Origin of the sequence: Nitratireductor luteus (genome assembly GCF_026162365.1) — a bacterium.
In the GTDB taxonomy this organism is placed as follows: domain Bacteria; phylum Pseudomonadota; class Alphaproteobacteria; order Rhizobiales; family Rhizobiaceae; genus Chelativorans; species Chelativorans luteus.
In genome coordinates, this window is sequence record NZ_JAOANW010000005.1 from 132,086 (window position 1) to 151,828 (window position 19,743).

The window sequence follows — 19,743 nt, forward strand, 5'->3', positions numbered from 1 at the left end:
GGCGGGCAACTCGGCTGTAGCAATCCATCGCTGGCAACCGGCCTGCATTCCTCGTCACCAAACATGCAGGTTGCGGCCCAATGGGGGCCGGAACCGGACCGGCAAGTTTCGGATCGGCCGCACGATGACCTGCCGCCGCCGCTCGGCCTGGATCATTGCCGTTAGCGGGTCTGACTCAAGGTCGTCATCAGCCATATTTCACCCCTAGCCGGCACAGTTGCATCCGGCGATTGATTGTCGCCCCAAGAAGCCCTTACCCGGTGATGCAGGCCTTGTATGAGAATTTCTCGGTCGTGCCGTCGGGCCGATTGATCCAGAAACATTTGGTGCCGAAATCGGCGCTGCGAACGCTGAAATGTGTGATGCCACAGCCGACCTTGGCCTCCGCGTCAGGGTGCAGCGCGAGCGTGTCTCTCAAGACCTGTTCGTCGGCGGCGCTCACCTTGTCGCTGACATCATAGCGGTGGAGCATGGCCTGGAGAAATGCGGAGGCATCGCCTTTCTTTACGAAGTGCAGAGACCCGATGGTGAGTGGCTTGGCCGGCATCTCAATCTCCTCGATAGTTCATTCTTTCGATGTGGCAGCCTGTTCGCCGTTTTCAGGCAGAAGCTTTTCGCGGATCTCGCGCAGGATGATCGTCGGGATGTCCATTCCCTCTAATTGCGCTTCGCGTTCGGCGACCCAAGCTTGGCAGTCTTCCTTGCTGAGGTCGTCGCGGGCGATCTTCTCGTAAAGCACGACCGCGCTCATGCGCGAGACGCCGAGTTCCATCAGCGAAAGCAGAGTTCGCGACGACACACCGAACTCGAGCTGGATGCCGATGTCGAGGTCGTGCTCAATCAGATCCGCTCGGCCGATTGCACGCAGATGCATGTTCAGTATGTCCATGTAGGCCGAGAAGTATTTCGGCGCGCGGAAGCGCGCGATCTGCTCGACCAGCTCCATCGTGTGGCGAATTAAGACCGGTAGCCTGAAAGCTCGGCCGCGGCTGCGGTGATAATCGATGTTCTTCCTGATCATGGCGGCGAGCGAGAAGCCTTTTAGCCACTGGACTACGATAAGGGCGTGCAAGGGGATCAGGCCGTCGGGCATGAACGCAGGGAACAGATGCTCGTTGATACGCCGCATGATCGTCACGAAGCGATCATAGCTGTCCTGGCTATCGACTGCGGCCGGAAGCAAATTCTCAATGTCGCCTTCATAGGCGCGAAAAGCGTCGAGCAAACGCTGGAGGCCAAGCGCACTGACGCCGGGATGACGGCCTGCGATTTCGGGGCCGATGTCGATCTGACTAGCGATCGCGGCAAGGCGCTCGTCGAGTTTCGCGACCGTCGCGGGATCATGGCGTTTGGCGAGCGCCGCTTGCGAGATCGAGCCAAGCCGCAGGTAGTTCGCGAGCAGATAGGAACCTACTTGCTCGAAATGACCGGAGTCCTCTAGTTCCGGGAGCGTGGCGGTCGCGCGGCGGTCGAGATAGTCGGCGAGACCATCGCCCAGCTCGATGACGGCATCGCTTTCGCGCTTGATCGGATAGCGTGAGCGCGCCGGAACACCAACGGGCCATGCGTTGGTGTCCTGCGGGTCGATGCAGATGATGTTGCCCTGGAACTCGTCACCCCAGCGACCGGCGCGGCCTGCAAGGTTCCAGAAGTCATGGGGCTCCATCGGATGACCGATCCCCTTGCGGGGGCCGCGCAACACGATGGTGCGGCAGGACAGGTTAACCCCCTCAATCAGCGTCGAGGTGCAGACGAGGAAGCGAATCTTGCCGGAGCGGAACAGCCGTTCGACCTCGAGCCGGATCAGCGACGGCATATTGCCATAATGGAAAGCGACGCCGCGCTCGACGAGGGGCGCCAGTTTGAACTGAGGATGGACGCCCTTGCGCGCGAGATCGGCTAGCTCGAGCAGCTCGGGATCAGGCGGATGGGCTGGCGCAAGCAACTGGCTGATAAGATCGGCGATTTGTTCGGAATCGGCCGCTCGGTTGGCATAGACGAGTGTCCCGCCTCGTTCACCTGCGGCCGCGGCGATAAACGCCAGCCGCTTTTGGAGGCCGGCTGGAGAGCTGGCGAGCTGGAGGACGCCGAGAGGCAGCGCCGCGTCATGCTGGCGGACCGAGAGGTTCCATAGCTTAGGTTTGCGCGGGACCTGCTCCGCCACGATCACATTCTGGAGGACGGTTGGCGCATCGCTGTCGATGGCGGCAACCTCGACACCTTCAGGCGCGTCGGCGAGCAATTCCTCGGGATTCTGCGTAGCCGGGCTGATGAAGACGAGCTTGAGGTCGGGATTGGCACGACCGGCGCGCTCGATCGCGTCCTGGAGGATCACTCCGCGTTGGCTATCACCGATCTTGTGCGCCTCATCGACGATAAGGAGATCGATCGCGATCGCTTCGCCAAGGATGTTGGCGAGCAGGTGCAGCCGTTCCTGCGTGAAGACGAAGATAAGACGCGCGCCGCCGGCGAGCGCAGCATCATATTTATCCCGCAACGGGAGCGAAGAGACCTGAACCGCGCTCTCCTTGCCGAGCAGGACAACGAGGCTGCCTTCAATCTCCGACACGAGGGCGCGTGTCGGCGCCAGGTAGACAGCGACGCGTGCCTCGCCCGACCGCATGCGGTCAATCAGCCATTGCAGGACAAGAAACGTCTTGCCCGACGCGGTCGGCGCCGACGCGGAGAGCCAGCGATGATCCGCGGCATCCTTCCAAAAGCGTTGCTGGAAGTCGTTGACCTGGAGCCAGCGGCCGCTCGATTCGACGAGAATGGCCTGATCCATCTGGCGGCGCTGGGCCTCGATGCGCAGCGACATGCCGAGCCTGCCGTCAAGATCGGCGGTGAGCAGGTCGCGCTTGCCGGCCAAATTGATCGCCCGGAAGTTGGACAGCTTGCCGAGCAGCACCGTACCCGCATCCTTGATCGATTCGCTTGTCGATAGGGTGACCGCACCGGTCGCGATCCGTAGCGCCGCTTCCTGATGCGGCCGATAATCGGACCGCGCCAGGACGCTGCCGGCCAGCAGCAGGCGGGACCATTCGATTTCGGCTATGGGAGCGACGTCGTCTGGGGGAACCATGTTGTCGATCTCGGTGACGACCGTACGCCTGGTAAGCTCGTCGAGTTCGTCCCGGATGCCTTCACCTAGGAGCCAGGTTTGAAGATCGATGAGGCTCATTCCTTGAGGCCCATTGCGCTCAGGAACGCCGAGCGGAAAGTTTCCGCGGACGGCAGGGGCAGGCAGAAGAATTCGATCTCGAACTGCTCGAGCTTCTCGGACTTGAGGCGATCGCCGATCCTCGACCGCCACTTCTCGAGTTCAGTCCGCGCGGCTTCGGCAATCTTATCGGCGACAGCCTTGGCGTCGTCGCCGGGATAGAAGGGCGCGTCGAAACCCACTAGGGCGACCCCGCAATATTGGACGCGCTTGGACATCACCGAGTTCTTGTCGAAATAACGCTTGAGCGCTTCCGTCAGGTTTGGATCGCTTAAGTCCGCCTTGTCGCTGAGCAGGATGAGATCGCGCTCGCGTTCCGCGCCCTCATGCTCGGGCTCGATGAGGAACGGTGCGAGCGAGGCGAGGCAATCTTGGATGGCGGACGCCACATTCTTGTAGATCTTGGACTCGCCCCAATATAGTTTGAGCAAGCCTTCGGCGGTCACGCCCCCATAGACACCATCGGCACCATGATAGTGCATGCGGGTGTCGGTCTTGAGGTCCATCTTGCAGAGGATCTGCGGGAGCTTAAGGAATCGCTCGGCTAAAAGGAAGAGGAGCATCTCTCCGCCCTCGCCGGTCTTTGCGAGATCGGTGAAGGAGTGCTTTGCCTGCTCGACCAGCGCTGCAACTGCCGCGGTGCTATTATGTTTCCGGTCACGTGCCTTGGCTTTGGCGAGTTGCGAGCGAGGAATCGCATAATCCGCCACCGCATCGCGCATCAGTTCGGCGAGGCGATGTGGCTGGACGCGTCCGTTGCCGTCGACGGTTAGGGCGTGGCAATGAACCTTGACCGCGTGACCATCGATCAGAACGTCACGCTCGATCAGGGACAGGTGGACATCGAGAGCTTCGGGATCTCCCGTCAGTGCAGCTGTCAGATCGCCAGCGGTGATGTTCGACAGACTCCCCCTCATATTCTTCCCGCCGCCCCCAGAACGAGCATCTCGTGCCGGTGGCGAACCTAACTGTCTGGAATGCCCGCGTCTATCTCTGGTTGGCCCAAGGCGGATGGGAGCTGCGCCGATGGCGGTTCAACGGATGGCTAGGTGGTGCTCAAATCGGCTTCGTTCGCATTGCGAATGTATGGCAGTTTTTGGGAACGGCGCTGGAACCGTTCTCCGGCGACCTTCGGGCGCGAAGCGGCCGTTCATTCATCGTACGGGAGCCAAAGGTTGATTTCAGGTCAAAAGTGCCGATTACGGCCGGGTTTGTTCGAGGAAATGCAATGCAGCCTAGGAAAGTCAAAGTTCGTCATTCTACCGTAGAGATCATGGCCTTTCCGGTCGGCGGGTAAGCCGGACACCGGGACCACCGCCATTCTCGAAAATGAATTCGATGCCTGCGGTTTCCAGTGCTCGGCGAATGGCAGCGAGATTGTTTCGATGCGGAACGCGGGCACCTCGCTCGAAGTCCACTACAGTTGCGCGTGATACGTCGGCAGCATCGGCCAGTTCGCTTTGGCTCCAACCAAGCATCGCCCGAGCGCCCCTGCATTGCTCCATTGAAATCAAGCTCATTGGCTAATATCAGTCTTTTTGTTTGACTTATTCATAAAATCAGCCCAAATGTGGGAGGTCTGCTAAATGGCCGACCGATGCGGTCGAGCAAGGTGCAGCCACACCTCGCCCGACCTGACCACAACCCAAGCTTCTGAGGAGCTCGGATCATGGATGATTCGGACGATACCACGACTTTGCCTTCCGTCACCCGCAGGCATTTGCTGGTGGGCACGATGGCGACAATGACCGCGTGGCCGTTGCAGGATGGGGCGGTGATTGCCGGCACACTGGCCGGCAACCCCTCCTTCGACCCAGCGCTTTCGCTCTGGCATGAATGGAAGGCCGCCTATCTTCACACCGCCGCCCTGTGCCGCAAGCAGCAGCGTTTGGAAACGAAGCTGGTGGGCCGCGTCGGCTTCCCTCAAGCGGAGGTCCATCTGCCAGACGAAGACGTCACCGTCACGGTCTCCTGGCCGGGGGACATCGAGGAGCTGTTGGGCGACGACCCCGCGGTGGCCGACATTCGCGCCCAGGCGGAAGCCGATCTCGCCGCCCATCAGGCGCGCTGGGATGCCGCCGACCGGGAACTGGGCTATTCCGCCGCCAAGCGGGAAGAGGAAGATGCGGCCGACCACGAGCAGGACGTGTTCGATGCTCTGACCCACACGCCGGCCACCTCGCTTTCTGGCGTGGCCGGCAAGCTCGATGCCATCCTGCGCGAGGGCGAGAGCTGGGAGGACTGCTCCGACTTCCCCTGGCCGCAGGTGCGCTCCGCGCTCTGCGATGTCGTGCGCATCGGGCAGGCGCTGCAGCCTGATGCCTTCATGCCGGGCAGCGAGCGCAAGGGACCGTATCAGCGCCGTCACAGGGACGGCTGCTGCGTTCGGGTCTGGAAGGCTCCGGACGGGAGTTGAAGCCATGGCCCGCCAAAAGCCTGACGCCCTCGATGCCGCACTGACGCTCTGGGACCTCGCCGGTCCGGATGAGGCGGCCGCGGCGGCGCGTGATCTTTATGGTCCTGCCGCAGCCACAGCCGCCGCATCGGCGGCCTTTACCGCCCGCTATGCCGGACGGGAGCCAGACTTCCGTTTCTGGTTTGACGTGTTCGTCAAGCTGTCCGCCGATCATGGACGGATCTCGTAATCGCAATGTATGCGCCCGAGCCTCGTTCCTACGTGAAGGCGAGCGGTGGCCGATTCGCCCGCTGTGACGAGAGGAAGCGGCATTGGCGATGAGAGCTTCCCAGAACATACAACGCCCTATGCACCTTTATGTACCCGCCAGAACGACACGATGAAGATTCTGCTTTGAAGCCGCCGGTTGCCGGTGTTTCCTGCCAAACTGCACAGTGTGTTGGAGAACGGCATGGAAGGCGAAGCCAAGTTCGAACGGGAAGACATCGGTCAGCCGGCCAACGACAATTGCGAGCCGGAACATGCCAATGTCGAGGACGCCGACATTGCACCCTGGCAGCGGGTGGACCGGGTGGTTCTGAGCATTGCCCGACTAATCGGCCGCCAGATCGCCCGTGAGCACTTCGAGGCCTTGCAGGCGGCCAACGACAATAGGCGCCCGGCAGAAGAGGCAGAGGGCCACGGTCCGAAGGGCAGGGAAGAAGGATAGGGAGAAAGCTCCATGCATCGCGCCGCGCTCTACGCCCGTTATTCGTCCGACAACCAGCGGGAAGCCTCCATCGAGGACCAGTTCCGGCTTTGCGAGGAGCATGCGGCACGCGAAGGCTGGAAAGTCGTCCAGCGTCATTCGGATGCGGCGATCTCCGGTTCCAGCATGATCCTGCGTCCCGGCATCCAGCAATTGCTCACCGATGCCCAGCGCGGTCTGTTCGACATCGTGTTGGCGGAGGCGCTCGACCGCCTGTCGCGGGATCAAGAGGACGTTGCCGGACTTTACAAACGGCTGCGCTTTGCCGGCGTCAAGATCGTGACCTTGTCCGAGGGTACGGTGGATGAACTCCACGTCGGCTTGAAAGGCACCATGAACGCGCTGTTCCTGCGAGATTTGGCCGCCAAAATCAGGCGTGGTCAAAGCGGACGTGTCCTGAATGGCTATTCCGCTGGCGGCCTGTCCTATGGCTATCGCGTGGTCAAGAAGCTTGATGAGCGTGGTGAGCCGATCCGTGGGCTTAGGGAAGTCGATGAGGACCAAGCCGAGATCGTTCGGAGGATTTTCCGGGAGTTTGCGTCCGGGCAGTCTGCGCGGGCGATTGCTGCAGGGCTGAATCGAGACGGCATACCTTCCCCCTTTGGCGGGGAATGGAACGCTTCGACCATCAATGGCAATCTCAAGCGGCGCAGCGGCTTTCTCTATAACGAGGCCTATATCGGCTTGCTCGTTTTCAACCGCGTCAAGATGGTCAAGGATCCCGAGACCGGCAGGCGCATCTCGCGGCCGAATCCGCCAGAGAAGTGGCAGGTCGTAGAAGCATCGCATTTGCGCATCATCGATGATGAGCTGTGGGATGCAGTGCACGCGCGCAAGAAGCTCTACGGTGGAGCAAGGCTCCATCATCGCCGACGGCCGAAGCACTTGTTCTCAGGCCTTGTCCGGTGCGGCTGCTGCGGCGCGTCCTACACGGTGAAGAGCAAGGATCAGCTCACTTGTTCGGCCCATCGCGAAAAAGGAACCTGCGACAACGGCAGAACCATTCGTGTTGCCGAGCTTGCGCGACGCGTCCTTGAGGGCATCAAGAAATGCTTGCTGGCGCCCGATGCCATCGCCGGTTTTCTTGCCGAATATCATGCTGAACAGAAACGCCTGAACACCATTCATCGGCAGCACCGTCGGCACAGTGAAAAGCGGATTGCCAATATAGGGAGGCAAATCCGCAATATTGTTGATGCTATCGCCGACGGCGTTGCGACGGCCGGCATGAAGTCGAGGTTGCTTGAACTGGAGCGTGAGAAGGAGAACTTGGCTGAGGAGCTCAAGGCCATGGCCTCCGCAGAGAACGTCGTGGAATTCCACCCGGCCACGGTCGAAGCCTATCGACGGAGGGTTTCGGAGCTTCAGGATGCATTACGTTCCGACGATAGCGAGCGCCGTGAAGCGGCGAATATCATCCGCTCGCTGGTCACCCGTATTGAGATCGTGCCAAAGGAAGGCAGGGGACAGGTGGAGGTAAGAGTGCATGGCGCGCTCGCAGAGCTTATCAACCTGCCAAATCGCAAATCGGGTGAGGCGCCTAGGACTGTATTGATGGTAGCGGAGGACCGCTACCGTCAATCCCCATACCTACCGGAGATACGCTACAGGCTCCAATTGTTCTCTCGACGTCTGGCAGCGTAAGTATGTTTACCGCATGATTTGTTTGGGGCCAGAACCGCCAGCCGGCTCCGGACCTCAGATCTGTCAAAGTGGACCGTCAGGTCGGCACCTGGATCGTCGTGACGTGGAAATGGTGTAAACCGGTCGAACTAGAACAAATTGCAAGCGACAAACCCATACTCTATAACGAACGGATATAGGCTGGATCATGTCGAATACTTAACTGGGGAGAAGTCGACCGGTGGATCTCAGGCAATTACGTTACTTCGCCCAGGTCGTGGATAGTGGTTCGTTTTCTAAGGCGGCACAGGTCCTCCATGTCGCCCAGCCGGCACTCAGCCAACACGTCAGGCGCATTGAGGAAGAGCTTGGCATCCCGTTGCTGCATCGAACTGCGCGCGGCGTTGAGGCTACGGAGGCAGGCAGCCGACTCCATGTCCATGCCAAGCGTATCCTTGCAGATTTTGCCGAGATCCCCGACAGTGTCAGAGGTACATTTGTCCTTCCGCGGGGGGAAGTGCGCTTCGGCATGCCGGGCACGGTAAGCGAGTTGCTGGCGGTGCCTTTGATCGAAGCGGCAAAGCTCCGTTATCCGGATGTGAGGATCCGTGTCGTGGAAGCGATGAGCGGATATGTGCTCGAATGGCTCCGCCGTGACGAACTGGACCTCGCGATGATCTATGCCACGGCCGATCCGAGGGGGCTGGCGGTTCATTTGGGGCTGTCGGAAGAGATTTGCCTCTTCGCCAGCAAGGATTATGTGGGCCGTATCAAATCCGAACCGGAAACGATCCGGCTCGCCGACATTGCTGATTTGCCTCTGGTGGTGCCTGGGCCGAGACATGGGCTGCGCGATCTGATCGAAAGCAGCGCCACGGCGGCGCACATTGCAATCACCCCTGAGATCGAGATCGATTCATATAACCAGATCAAGAAGCTGGTGGATCGCGGAGTGGGCTACGGCATTCTTCCGCGGATGGCGATCAACAGGGAGGTCGAAGGCGACCTGTTCCGCGCATGGCGGTTCAAGGATCCGATGATAACGCGCAAGGTCTATCTCTCGTATTCGACCGAGCGGCCGCTTGCCGCAGCACCCCGCGCGATCGGCCAGTTGGGCTGGGAGATCCTCCGGGATCTGGTCCGCACGAAGCAGTGGACAGCGTCCCTTTCCGAAGAATCCCATCGCCCGAATCTCTATCCCTGAAGGGCGCGGTGCCCTGATCCCCTGGTTCCAGGGAGTGGCCTGAAAGGGGGTAAGACTTCGCTATAGCCCTCATTCAGAAACGGTATTTGACCCTGTCGATACCGCGGTGTGTTCTCGGGGAAACCGAATGAGGTATGGGAGAGTGCCGTGGCGGGCCCGCTAGAGGGAATCCTTGTTGTTGCGCTCGAACAGGCGGTGGCAGCTCCGATGGCCAGCTCACGGCTGGCGGATGCGGGTGCCAGGGTCATCAAGCTCGAAAGGCCGGAGGGCGATTTCGCCCGCAGCTATGACGCCTATGTGAACGGGCTCGCCAGCTACTTCGTCTGGAACAATCGCGGCAAGGAGTCCTGCGTCGTCGATCTCAAGACGCCGGGCGACCTCACGCTGGTCGAAGAGATGCTCGCAAGAGCCGATGTCTTCATCCAGAATCTGGCGCCCGGTGCGACCGACCGGCTGGGGATCGGGAGTGGCGACCTGCGCCGCCGCTTCCCACGCCTCGTTGTGTGCGACATCGCCGGCTATGCGCCGGGGACCCCTGACCACACGCGCAAGGCCTATGATCTTCTCGTACAGGCGGATGCCGGACTCTCGTCGATCACGGGTTCGGAAACATCGGGTCCTACCCGTGTCGGGGTGTCGATCTGCGACATCTCTACGGGCCAGGCCGCGTACGCCGCGATCGTAGAGGCGCTCTATGCACGGGAGAAGACGGGCAACGGAAGTCATATTGAGCTTTCGCTGTTCGATACGATGGCCGAATTCATGAACGTCCCGTACCTTGCGCGCAAATATGGCGGCAGCGAGCCGCCGCGTCCCGGCTTGGCTCATCCATCGATTGCGCCCTATGGCGTGTTCCACACCATTGACGGCGACATACTGATCTCGATCCAGAACGACCGCGAATGGACGGTGCTATGCGAGACCGTGCTCGGCGATCCTGAACTGGCATCCGATCCGCGTTTCGCCACCAACAATGCGCGTGTCGCCAACCGCCCGGGCGCCGATGCGCGCGTGCAGGAATCGTTTTCTCACCGGTCTTTCGCAGAACTCGCCGAACTGCTCGACCGGGTGCGCATCGCCTATGGCCGTGTCTCGAACATGGGAGACCTTATGGTCCACCGCAGCGTGACCGTGGCGAATGTCGAGACGGCAACAGGCACTGCCGAGCTTATCGCGCCGCCGGTCATCGTTGATGGACGGCGGCCCGAGCTCGGCAGGGTTCCGGCACTTGGAGAACACAGCGAAAGCATCCGCGAGGAATTCGTCACCGACAAATCCTCACGTCCCGAAGCGCACGCATCGGCAGGAGGAACGCAATGAGTCTGACACAGGAACTGGTAAGTCTGATCCGCACCAAGCCGGTGGCCGATGCGGATCTTCAAAGCGCGGCGATGTTCGTGCTCGATACCGTTGCCTGTGCGCTGGGTGCAGCCGAGAGCGAGCCGGCGCGCATGCTGGGCGCTGTTGCGCCGCCTGGGTGTGGCGACATGGCTCGCCGTGCCTTCTATTTCGGTGGCCTGTCGCACGTTCTGGAAATGGACGATCTGCACCGCGATTCCGTCACTCATCCCGGTTGCGTGGTTATCCCCGCGGCGTGGGCCGCAGCCGAAAGCCGCGATCTTGGCGGTATCGCCTTTCTGAAGGCGGTTCTGGCCGGCTATGAGGCATGTTGCCGGGTCGGCATGTCCGTCGGCAAGACGCATTACAGGGTCTGGCACAACACCTCGACCTGTGGTCCCTTCGGTTCGGCGATGGCGGTCGCCGAGTTGATCGGCCTTTCCGACGAGGAGGCGGTATGGGCGCTTGGCAATGCCGGCACGCAATCGTCTGGCCTGTGGCAGTTCCTGGAATCAGGCTCGATGTCGAAGCATCTGCATACGGCGCGCGGTGCGGAATCGGGGGTGCTGGCCTCGCTGCTGGCGGCTGAAGGCTTCACCGGCGCAGCCGATATCCTGGAAGGGGACAAGGGCTTCTATGTTGGCTTGTGCCCCGACCCAGATCCGTCGGCGATCACCGCTGCTCCCTTCGGGCCGTGGGAGCTCACCAGAACGTCGATCAAGCCCTGGCCGTGTTGCCGCCATACCCATCCGACCATCGACGCGGCGATTGAGCTACACAGGCGTCTTGAGGGGGCTGAAATTCGCAAGGTGTCGGTCGGTGCCTATCAGGCGGCGCTCGATGTCTGCGACCGGCCGGACCCGCAGGACCCCTACAGCGCCAAGTTCTCGCTTCAGCACTGTGCCGCAATCGCGCTATGCGACGGCAAGGTGGAGCAGACGAGCTTCGATGCTTCGTCGCGGGCGCGGATAGCGGAGCAACGGTCGAAGGTTGAGCTTCACCTGTCTCCGTCGGTGAACGGCGCCTATCCGAAAGCCTGGGGCACGGAGGTCAGAGTCGAGACCAGCGATCGCCGTGTGCTCGAGGCAGTCCGGAACGAAGCGAAGGGCGATCCGGAGAATCCGATGAACGCGGACGAACTGTCGGCCAAGGCGCATGCACTTCTTGTCGAGGGGGGCATGCCGGCCGCCAAGGTCAGCGATCTAGTTTCTGCGATCCTCGACCTCGTCAACGACCGTCCTGTGCGCAGCCTTGGGTTGTTTGCGTCGGCCAATCACCCCAGTCCCCATTTCGCCCGGAGCGCCTAATCGATGTTCACCACGCAAGACCACGAAGAGATTCGAGAAGCTGTCCGGAAGCTTTGCGAGCGATATCCTGCGGAATACTGGCGCGAACTAGATGTGAAACGAGCCTATCCTGAAGCCTTCGTCAACGCGCTCACGGAGGCCGGCTATCTCGCGACGCTGATCCCGGAGGAATATGGCGGGTCGGGCCTGACGCTCTCGGCCGCTGCCGCGGTGTTGGAAGAAATTCACCGTTCTGGCGGCAATGGCGGCGCCTGCCACGCCCAGATGTATGTAATGGGCACGGTGCTGCGCCATGGTAGCGAAGCGCAGAAACAGAAATATCTTCCCGGTATCGCATCGGGCGACCTGCGCATGCAGGCATTCGGCGTCACCGAGCCGACGAGCGGCACCGACACGACCTCTATACGAACCTTCGCGAGACGCGAGGGTGAACACTACGTCGTCAGCGGGCAGAAGATCTGGACGTCGCGCGCCGAACATTCGGATCTGATGCTGCTGCTTGCCCGCACGACGTTGAAGGACGAAGTTGCCAAGAAGACCGACGGGTTGTCGGTCTTCATTCTCGACATGCGCGAGGCGCGGGGGAGCGGGCTTTCCATCCGTCCGATCCGCACGATGATGAATCATGCCACGACAGAGGTGTTCTTCGACAATGTGAAAGTGCCGGCCGAGAACCTGATCGGCGAGGAAGGAAAGGGCTTTCGCTACATCCTTTCCGGCATGAATGCCGAGCGAATCCTGATCGCCGCCGAATGCGTCGGCGACGCCAAGTGGCTGATCGAGAAGGCAGCCGGTTACGCAAAGGAACGCCATGTCTTCGGTCGCCCGATCGGCGCAAATCAGGGCATACAGTTTCCCATCGCGCGCTCCTACGCCAATATGCGGGCCGCTGAACTCATGGTGCGCGAGGCGATCAGGCTCTACGAGGCGGGGGAGAATTGCGGCGCCGAGGCGAACATGGCCAAGCTGCTCGCGGCCGATGCCTCCAACGAGGCCGCGAACGCCGCGATCCAGACGCATGGCGGCTTCGGGTTCGCCGAGGAATATGATGTGGAGCGCAAGTTCCGCGAGACGCGGCTCTATCAGGTCGCGCCGATCTCGACCAACCTGATCCTGTCCTACATTTCCGAGCATGTGCTCGGCATGCCGCGCTCCTACTGAACGAGGCCAGAATGCGCAGCATGGACGAGAATCCGTTCGCGGAATGGATAGGACGCAAAAGCGAGACAGAGGATATCGTCACGCCGCGCTTGGTCGCGAGCTTCCGCGCCACGTTCGGCCATTACCTGGCACCGTTGGGGGAAGGGGAGGCGCCGCTCGGCATCCATTGGTGCCTGTCACCGGCGATGGCGCCGATGGAAGCACTTGGAGCGGACGGGCACCCGGCAAAAAACCGCGACCTCCCGCCGATACCACTGCCACGGCGGATGTGGGCCGGCGGCAGGGTCGAGAGCCACGGACCCATCCGCGTGGGAGACCGCGTGAGACGGGAATCGACAATCGGTTCCATCACGCGCAAGCAGGGACGCAGCGGCGAATTGTGGTTCGTCGCCATGCACCACGACTACAGCACGCCGCGCGGCCTTGCCATTCGTGAACGGCACGACATCGTCTATCGCGAAGCGGCGAGGCCGGGCGGCGGCCGGTCGGTCAAGCGATCCGATGAGAACGCAGGATTCGCGGACATGATCGACGGCTCCTGGGTGGTGGAGACGACGCCAACCTTGCTGTTCCGCTATTCCGCTTTGACCTTCAACGGCCACCGCATTCACTACGACCAGGACTATGCGACGCGCGAGGAGGGCTATCCGGGCCTCGTCGTCCACGGGCCCTTGCAAGCCACCTTGCTCTACAATCTCACGGCCGTAAGCATGGGTCGAACGCCGCGCCACTTCGATTATCGCGGATTATCGCCGGCGATCGCGGGAAACCCGATACGTGCCCGTCAATCGGCGGAGAACAGCTCCCTATTCATCACCGAAGGTGTTTCCGGCACCATCCATATGGAAGCGAGCGTGCAGGAACACGGGGAAGGAAAATCGTCATGAACGTTCAAATGTCATCAGATACCGGCATCGCCGCATCGAAAGGTGTCTTTATCGACAATCGCTGGTCGCCGGCCGCGTCCGGCAAGGAGATCGATGTTGTCGCGCCAGCCGAGGGACGCGTCTTCGCACGTATCGCTGCCGGTGGATTGGAGGATATAGACCGTGCCGTCAAGGCCGCGCGGCGCGCATATGAAGGGGAATGGGGAAAGCTCGCCGCGTTCGAGCGCGGCCGGCTGCTTGCCCGGCTGGGCCTGCTGATCCTCGACAATGCGGACGAACTCGCGGCGCTGGAAGCGCGCGATTGCGGCAAGCCGATGAAGCAGGCCAGGGCCGACATCGCGGCTTGTGCCCGTTACTTCGAATTCTACGGCGGCGCTGCGGACAAATGGCACGGTACGACCATCCCGTTCCTCAACGGCTATTTCGTCGCCACCGAGCGCGAACCGCACGGCGTGACCGGCCATGTCATTCCCTGGAACTATCCGGCGCAGATGTACGGCCGCACGCTCGGACCGGCGCTGGCGGCCGGAAACGCAGTGGTGATGAAGCCCGCCGAGGAAGCCTGCCTGACGCCCCTCCGCCTGACGGAACTGGCCGCCGAGGCAGGCTTCCCGGGCGGCGCGATCAACGTCATTCCCGGTCTTGGACCGGAAGCGGGGCAGGCGCTGATCTCGCATCCGGGCGTCGACTTCCTCTCCTTCACTGGCAGCCCCGAGATCGGTGTGCTGGTGCAGACGGAAGCGGCCAAGAACCACATTGCGTGTACGCTGGAACTTGGCGGCAAGTCGCCTCAGATCGTCTTCTCCGACGTTGATCTGGACGAGGCGCTGCCCACGCTCGTCAACGCGATCGTGCAGAATGCCGGCCAGACCTGTTCGGCCGGTTCGCGTCTGCTGGTCGAGCGTTCCGGCTACGATCGGATCGTCGGCGCGGTGGCGGAACGCTTCGGCAAGTTGCAGGCCGGAACGCCGGATATGGATCTCGATCTCGGTCCCCTTATCAGCCTGCGCCAGAAGGGTCGCGTCGAGCGCTTCTGCGCGAAGGCGACAGATGACGGGATCGCCGTTCTTGCGGAAGGCAAGATCGCCGAGGGGGCGCCCGAGAACGGTTTCTTTGTGGCTCCGAGGCTGTTTGGCCCGGTGCCCCAGGCAAACAACCTGGCGCGCGAGGAAGTGTTCGGACCGATCCTTTCGGTCATACCGTTCGAGGACGAGGCGGACGCGCTCACGATCGCCAATGGCACCGATTACGGCCTTATCGCCGGCGTGTGGAGTTCGAACGCCAAGCGGGCCACACGCGTTGCCCGCAAGGTCCGGGCGGGGCAGGTCTATATCAATGCCTATGGGGCGGGCGGCGGCGTCGAGCTGCCCTTCGGCGGGGTACGCAAATCCGGCCATGGCCGCGAAAAGGGCTTCGAGGCTCTGCACGAATTCACAATATTAAAGACGCTCGTCTTCAAGCACGACTGAGCAGGAAGGCGCGGACGGATCAGCTCGTTTCGAGCGCGGCCCGACCCTTCCAGCGTGCTGGCCCGATCTGATGTATCGACTGGCCGTCGTGGCTGACGGCGACGGTGACCGGCATATCCTCGACCCGCATTTCGTGGATGGCTTCCATTCCAAGCTCCGGATAGGCCACGACGCGCGACGATCGGATCGCCTTGGAGACGAGGAATGCCGCTCCGCCTACGGCGATGAGATACGCGGCGCGGTGGCGGGCAATGGCCTCGATCACCGCGGGGCCGCGCTCGGCCTTGCCGATCATGACGCGCAAGCCGGTCGCGGCGAGAAGTTCCTCGGTGAAGCGGTCCATCCGCGTCGATGTCGTGGGTCCAGCCGGACCGATCACTTCCGTGCCCACTGGATCGACGGGACCGACATAATAGATAGCGCGGTTGTTCAGATCGACGGGCAGCGTTCCGCCGGCACGGAGCGTTTCCACCATCTTTTTGTGTGCCGCGTCTCGTCCGGTGAAGAGCGTGCCGGACAAAAGCAGTGTCTCTCCAGGCCGCCACTCGGCGATCTCGGCTTGCGAGAGATTGTCGAGGTCGACGCGCCGGAAGGCGGACGAGGATTGGTCGATCACCACTTCCGGCCAATCGGCAAGGTCCGGTGGATCGAAGCTGGCGGGGCCGCCGCCGTCGAGTTCGAAATGGACGTGGCGCGTCGCCGCGCAGTTCGGAATCAGCGCAACAGGCAATGACGCTGCATGTGTGGGAAATGTGCGGATGCGCACGTCGAGGACCGTCGTCAACCCGCCCAGGCCTTGTGCGCCGATCCCGAGCGCATTGACCCGCTCATAAATTTCCAGGCGCAGTTGCTCCACTTTCGACGCTGGCCCGCGGCGGCGCAGCTCGAACATGTCGAGCGGCTCGTTCAGCGCCTGCTTGGCGAGGAGCATCGCCTTATCGGCGCTGCCGCCAGCGCCGATGCCCAGCACGCCTGGGGGGCACCAGCCGGCGCCCAGCTTCTCCACGGTCGAGACGACCCAGTCGGCAACCGATTCCGACGGCTCCAGAACGGTGAAGCGGGCCTTGTTTTCCGAACCGCCGCCCTTGGCGGATACATCGAATGAGATGCGCTCGCCTTCCACGAGCTCCGTATTGAGAATGGCCGGCGTATTGTCGCCGCTGTTTTTCCGCGCGCCGAGCGGATCAAGCACGATCGAGGCGCGCAAGGGATTGTCCGCGTCGCGATAGGCGCGGCGAACGCCCTCGTCGACAAGCGCCTGCAGGGAACGAGATGTTCTCAGCCGCGCGCCTACCCCAATGGAGGCAAAAATGTTAGCGGTGCCGGTATCCTGACAGATAGGCCGGCGGCCGAGCGCGCACATTCGCGAATTCATGAGAATCTGGCCGATCGCCTGGCGGGCGGCCGCGCTCTCTTCGCCCTCATAGGCGCGGGTGAGATGGCGAATGAAATCGGCGGGATGGAAATAGGAAATGAACTGCAGCGCCTCGGCGATGCTTTGGATGACATCTTCTTCCGCAACTTCGGGCATGATCCGTCATCCTACGCCAGGCGGAGAGGCTCGCCTATCGCCGGGACGGCAGGAAAACGTGCTGGATGATGCGACCGCTTTCCAGATCCTCGAGCGCCTCGTTGATTCCCTCAAGTGGCCCATTCCCGACAGCACCCTGTCGACGGACAGTATTCCGCGCCGGTACATCTCGAAATACTGCAGTATGTTACGCGATGGAATGCAGCTGCCAATATAGCTTCCCTTGAGCGTGCATTCCTCGGCTGCCAGCGACACCTGCTGTATCGAGAGCGGACTGGCGGCGCATGACCGCGTGACAGATTCGGATGACGAGTGACTGGCCACGATGTACCTCCCTTTATGGTCGCAAGTTTGCAGCTCCCCGGCGACGATTGCCAATAGCGAAGCGTTATGCCGCCTATAAGAGCGCCGCAGGCAAAGACGTTCATGCAGCTATATCGGGGCGTTATAGCCCACCAAGCGAATCTGTCTTTGCAATGCTGGCGCAAGACGAGGACCATCGCGGAAGTGGAGGAGCGCGCAACTATTGCGCCGTATCATATGGAGGAACCCGTGAAGGCAAGACGCATCATTCTGTCGATGGCGACAGTGCTTGGACTGGGAGTCGCGCAGACCGCGCTCGCCCAGGACGCGCCCGAGAACATCAAGATCGGCATTACGACGTTCACGTCGGGTCCGGCGTCCGTCTTCGGCGTTCCCGCGCAGGCGGCGGCCGAAATGATTGCCGAAAGCATCAACGAGGCAGGCGGCATACAGGGTGTGCCGGTAGAGCTTCATTTCGTCGACGAAGGGGCTGGCGCCGAAACGCTGACGACCGAGGTCCGCCGGCTTGTCCAGGACCTAGACGTGGATGTGATGATGGCCGCGATCTCGTCGGGCAACTGCATCAACCTGACGCCGCTGCTCGAAGACCTGGAAGTGCTCAACATTCTCTGGGACTGCGGCACCCAGCGCATCTTCGAGGAGGCAGAGTATAAGTACAATTTCCGCACGCAGGCCAATGCGACGCCGGAAATGATGGCTGCGCTGCTCTACCTGCTGAAGACAAACCCGGATTTCGAGACGATCGCGGTCATCAATCAGGACTATGCCTGGGGTCGCGATAGCTGGGAGCTGTTCTCCAGCGCGCTGATGAAGCTGAAACCAGATGTCCAGGTCGTCGCTGAATTGTTCCCACGCCTCGGTGCCCCCGACTTTTCGGCTGAGATTTCCCGCCTGCTCGCCACGCAGCCCGACGTGATCCTGTCGACCTCGTGGGGTGGCGATCTCGACACGTTAGTCCAGCAGGCCAGTCAGCGCGGCTTGTTTCAGAATTCCACATTCGTGCTGCCGCTCGCCGAATCGTCCATCCAGCGTCTCGGCGGTGTGCTGCCCGACGGCGTGATCATCGGCGCTCGCGGTGACCACTATTTCTTGCACCCGGAATTGCGGGACGACAAGAACCTTGGCGACTTCGTCGAGCGCTTCCGAAAGCGGACCGGCGACTATCCAATCTACCCCGCCTTCCACATGGCTCAGGCATTCGCGGCGCTGCAGGCGGCCTACGACAAGGCGGCCGAGGCTAATGGAGGAGAATTCCCCGACCGGGCCCAGGTGCTCGAAGCGATGGAGGGCCTGGAATTCCAGGGCTATGGCCGCCCCTTGACGATCCGCGAGGACAATCAGGCTCTGGAGGCCCAACTGATCGGAGTATCACGGACAGTCAACGAGTACGATTTCCCGATTATGGATGACATGATGATCTTCGACGCGGCGGACATCATGGCGCCTGCCGGCGAGAACTCGCTGGATTGGATCGGAACGCTCGACCCGAGCTTCATCGATATCGAAGTCACGGAATACAAGCACGGGGAGTGATCCTCCCGGGCCGCGCCGAGTTCTTTTTTGAATGAGGCGCGGCCGTCCGCTTCGAACCGGTTCCAGGAGGCTTCCTTCCGTGCAAGTTCTCGTTCTCGCCACTCTCGATGGTATTGCCTATGGCGCGCTGGTGTTTCTGGTCGCCGTCGGACTGACCCTCGTCTTCGGCGTGATGCGCATCCTCAATGTGGCTCACGGCAGCTTCTATGCACTCGGTGCATATGCAGCGGCCAGCATAGGAGGTGCGTTGGCGAGCGCGGGACTCTCGCCCTGGCTCGCATATCCGATGTTTATCGTCGCCGCGGTGCTGGTGGGCGTGGTTGTGGGTGGTCTCATGGAGCGCTTCCTGCTCCAGCGCATCTACGGACATGAGGAAACGCTTCAGCTTCTGGTGACCTTCGCGGTTTTCATGATACTCGACAATGCGCAGCGCCTGATTTGGGGCGTCCAGCCCTATTTCTACTCCGAGCCATTACGGCTGCTTGGCAACGTCAAGATCGCGGGTATCACCTATACCGCTTACCAGACGCTTTTCCTGCCGCTGGTCGCACTGGCGGTTCTGTTCGGACTGCGCTGGTTCCTGCGATACACGCTGGCTGGATCCGTCATCGTCGCAGTGACGGAGGACCGTGAGGCGGCGACTGCCGTGGGGATCAATGCGCGGCGCGTGTTCTTTCTCACCTTTGTCATCGGCGTCACCCTCGCATCGTTAGGCGGAGCGCTGGCGTCTCCCACGACCTCGGTTCTGCCGGGGATGGGGGCGGAGATGATCGTGCTCTCCTTCGCGGTCGCCGCGACGGCTGGGCTTGGCCAGATCGAGGGCGCGGCGGTCGCGGCCCTGATGATAGGTCTCGGTCGTTCAATGGCGGTTTTCTTCGCTCCCGAGCTTGAGGTGGTGATGCCCTACATCATCATGGTGCTCGTATTGCTTATCCGACCCGAGGGCCTGTTCGGCAAGTCGACCGCGAGGAAGATCTGAATC

17 protein-coding genes are annotated in these 19,743 nt (G+C 61.6%); 12 read left to right on the top strand and 5 right to left on the bottom strand.

The genetic code is table 11. From position 1 onward, the window contains the following. Window positions 1-253: 253 nt before the first annotated feature. From N1058_RS07555 to N1058_RS07570, 4 genes are all read right to left on the bottom strand, one after another. The gene (locus N1058_RS07555; protein ID WP_265516902.1) at window positions 254-547 is read right to left on the bottom strand and encodes a DCL family protein; all 294 of its coding nucleotides are present in this window, start codon (window positions 545-547) and stop codon (window positions 254-256) included. 18 nt (window positions 548-565) lie between these two features. Beyond that, window positions 566-3,181, bottom strand: a complete 2,616-nt coding sequence (locus N1058_RS07560) for a DEAD/DEAH box helicase (RefSeq protein ID WP_265517150.1) — start codon at window positions 3,179-3,181, stop codon at window positions 566-568. Beyond that, window positions 3,178-4,137, bottom strand: a complete 960-nt coding sequence (locus N1058_RS07565; RefSeq protein WP_265516903.1) for a HamA C-terminal domain-containing protein — start codon at window positions 4,135-4,137, stop codon at window positions 3,178-3,180. Before N1058_RS07565 ends, N1058_RS07560 begins: the two co-directional genes overlap by 4 nt. 354 nt (window positions 4,138-4,491) lie before the next feature. Next, window positions 4,492-4,740, bottom strand: a complete 249-nt coding sequence (locus tag N1058_RS07570; RefSeq protein ID WP_338040636.1) for a helix-turn-helix transcriptional regulator — start codon at window positions 4,738-4,740, stop codon at window positions 4,492-4,494. Window positions 4,741-4,889: 149 nt separating this feature from the next. On the opposite strand from N1058_RS07570, the gene N1058_RS07575 reads away from it, so the two are divergent. The 10 genes from N1058_RS07575 (at window position 4,890) to N1058_RS07620 (ending at window position 15,373) form a co-directional block, all read left to right on the top strand. Continuing rightward, on the top strand, window positions 4,890-5,636 hold the full coding sequence (locus N1058_RS07575) for a hypothetical protein (protein ID WP_265516905.1): 747 nt from the start codon (window positions 4,890-4,892) through the stop codon (window positions 5,634-5,636). Between the two features lie 4 nt (window positions 5,637-5,640). Beyond that, a complete protein-coding gene (locus N1058_RS07580) occupies window positions 5,641-5,865 on the top strand; it encodes a hypothetical protein (RefSeq protein WP_265516906.1) in 225 nt (74 codons plus the stop codon). A gap of 222 nt (window positions 5,866-6,087) precedes the next feature. Then, window positions 6,088-6,345 carry a hypothetical protein gene (locus N1058_RS07585; protein WP_265516907.1) on the top strand — a complete coding sequence of 86 codons (258 nt, stop codon included), beginning with the start codon at window positions 6,088-6,090 and terminating at the stop codon, window positions 6,343-6,345. A gap of 12 nt (window positions 6,346-6,357) precedes the next feature. Further along, on the top strand, window positions 6,358-8,028 hold the full coding sequence (locus N1058_RS07590; protein WP_265516908.1) for a recombinase family protein: 1,671 nt from the start codon (window positions 6,358-6,360) through the stop codon (window positions 8,026-8,028). A 220-nt stretch (window positions 8,029-8,248) separates the two neighbouring features. Continuing rightward, the gene (locus N1058_RS07595; RefSeq protein WP_265516909.1) at window positions 8,249-9,211 is read left to right on the top strand and encodes a LysR family transcriptional regulator; all 963 of its coding nucleotides are present in this window, start codon (window positions 8,249-8,251) and stop codon (window positions 9,209-9,211) included. Window positions 9,212-9,358: 147 nt separating this feature from the next. After that, on the top strand, window positions 9,359-10,531 hold the full coding sequence (locus tag N1058_RS07600; protein ID WP_265516910.1) for a CaiB/BaiF CoA transferase family protein: 1,173 nt from the start codon (window positions 9,359-9,361) through the stop codon (window positions 10,529-10,531). Beyond that, the gene (locus tag N1058_RS07605; RefSeq protein WP_265516911.1) at window positions 10,528-11,856 is read left to right on the top strand and encodes an MmgE/PrpD family protein; all 1,329 of its coding nucleotides are present in this window, start codon (window positions 10,528-10,530) and stop codon (window positions 11,854-11,856) included. The genes N1058_RS07600 and N1058_RS07605 overlap by 4 nt, the downstream gene beginning before the upstream one ends. Window positions 11,857-11,859: 3 nt before the next feature. Further along, a complete protein-coding gene (locus tag N1058_RS07610; protein WP_265516912.1) occupies window positions 11,860-13,017 on the top strand; it encodes an acyl-CoA dehydrogenase family protein in 1,158 nt (385 codons plus the stop codon). 11 nt (window positions 13,018-13,028) lie between these two features. Next, complete coding sequence (locus N1058_RS07615) at window positions 13,029-13,904, top strand: HTD2 family dehydratase (RefSeq protein ID WP_265516913.1); 876 nt, start codon at window positions 13,029-13,031, stop codon at window positions 13,902-13,904. Then, window positions 13,901-15,373, top strand: coding sequence for an aldehyde dehydrogenase family protein (locus tag N1058_RS07620; RefSeq protein ID WP_420847953.1), 1,473 nt, complete (start codon window positions 13,901-13,903; stop codon window positions 15,371-15,373). The genes N1058_RS07615 and N1058_RS07620 overlap by 4 nt, the downstream gene beginning before the upstream one ends. Window positions 15,374-15,392: 19 nt before the next feature. Here N1058_RS07620 and N1058_RS07625 read toward each other — a convergent pair whose 3' ends face one another. Continuing rightward, window positions 15,393-16,904 (bottom strand): fumarate hydratase, encoded by a 1,512-nt coding sequence (locus tag N1058_RS07625; RefSeq protein ID WP_265516914.1) that lies wholly within the window; start codon window positions 16,902-16,904, stop codon window positions 15,393-15,395. Between the two features lie 552 nt (window positions 16,905-17,456). On the opposite strand from N1058_RS07625, the gene N1058_RS07630 reads away from it, so the two are divergent. Beyond that, the gene (locus tag N1058_RS07630) at window positions 17,457-18,761 is read left to right on the top strand and encodes an ABC transporter substrate-binding protein (RefSeq protein ID WP_265516915.1); all 1,305 of its coding nucleotides are present in this window, start codon (window positions 17,457-17,459) and stop codon (window positions 18,759-18,761) included. Between the two features lie 31 nt (window positions 18,762-18,792). Then, window positions 18,793-19,740: a branched-chain amino acid ABC transporter permease gene (locus tag N1058_RS07635; RefSeq protein ID WP_265516916.1), complete on the top strand. Its 948-nt coding sequence runs from the start codon at window positions 18,793-18,795 to the stop codon at window positions 19,738-19,740. The last annotated feature ends 3 nt before the right edge of the window (window positions 19,741-19,743 follow it).

Bases quoted from the DNA above. Each gene is read 5' to 3' on its own strand.
- N1058_RS07555 (WP_265516902.1), bottom strand. From the start codon at position 547: ATGCCGGCCAAGCCACTCACCATCGGGTCTCTGCACTTCGTAAAGAAA.
- N1058_RS07560 (WP_265517150.1), bottom strand. From the start codon at position 3,181: ATGAGCCTCATCGATCTTCAAACCTGGCTCCTAGGTGAAGGCATCCGG.
- N1058_RS07565 (WP_265516903.1), bottom strand. From the start codon at position 4,137: ATGAGGGGGAGTCTGTCGAACATCACCGCTGGCGATCTGACAGCTGCA.
- N1058_RS07570 (WP_338040636.1), bottom strand. From the start codon at position 4,740: ATGAGCTTGATTTCAATGGAGCAATGCAGGGGCGCTCGGGCGATGCTT.
- N1058_RS07575 (WP_265516905.1), top strand. From the start codon at position 4,890: ATGGATGATTCGGACGATACCACGACTTTGCCTTCCGTCACCCGCAGG.
- N1058_RS07580 (WP_265516906.1), top strand. From the start codon at position 5,641: ATGGCCCGCCAAAAGCCTGACGCCCTCGATGCCGCACTGACGCTCTGG.
- N1058_RS07585 (WP_265516907.1), top strand. From the start codon at position 6,088: ATGGAAGGCGAAGCCAAGTTCGAACGGGAAGACATCGGTCAGCCGGCC.
- N1058_RS07590 (WP_265516908.1), top strand. From the start codon at position 6,358: ATGCATCGCGCCGCGCTCTACGCCCGTTATTCGTCCGACAACCAGCGG.
- N1058_RS07605 (WP_265516911.1), top strand. From the start codon at position 10,528: ATGAGTCTGACACAGGAACTGGTAAGTCTGATCCGCACCAAGCCGGTG.
- N1058_RS07610 (WP_265516912.1), top strand. From the start codon at position 11,860: ATGTTCACCACGCAAGACCACGAAGAGATTCGAGAAGCTGTCCGGAAG.
- N1058_RS07615 (WP_265516913.1), top strand. From the start codon at position 13,029: ATGCGCAGCATGGACGAGAATCCGTTCGCGGAATGGATAGGACGCAAA.
- N1058_RS07620 (WP_420847953.1), top strand. From the start codon at position 13,901: ATGAACGTTCAAATGTCATCAGATACCGGCATCGCCGCATCGAAAGGT.
- N1058_RS07625 (WP_265516914.1), bottom strand. From the start codon at position 16,904: ATGCCCGAAGTTGCGGAAGAAGATGTCATCCAAAGCATCGCCGAGGCG.
- N1058_RS07635 (WP_265516916.1), top strand. From the start codon at position 18,793: ATGAGGCGCGGCCGTCCGCTTCGAACCGGTTCCAGGAGGCTTCCTTCC.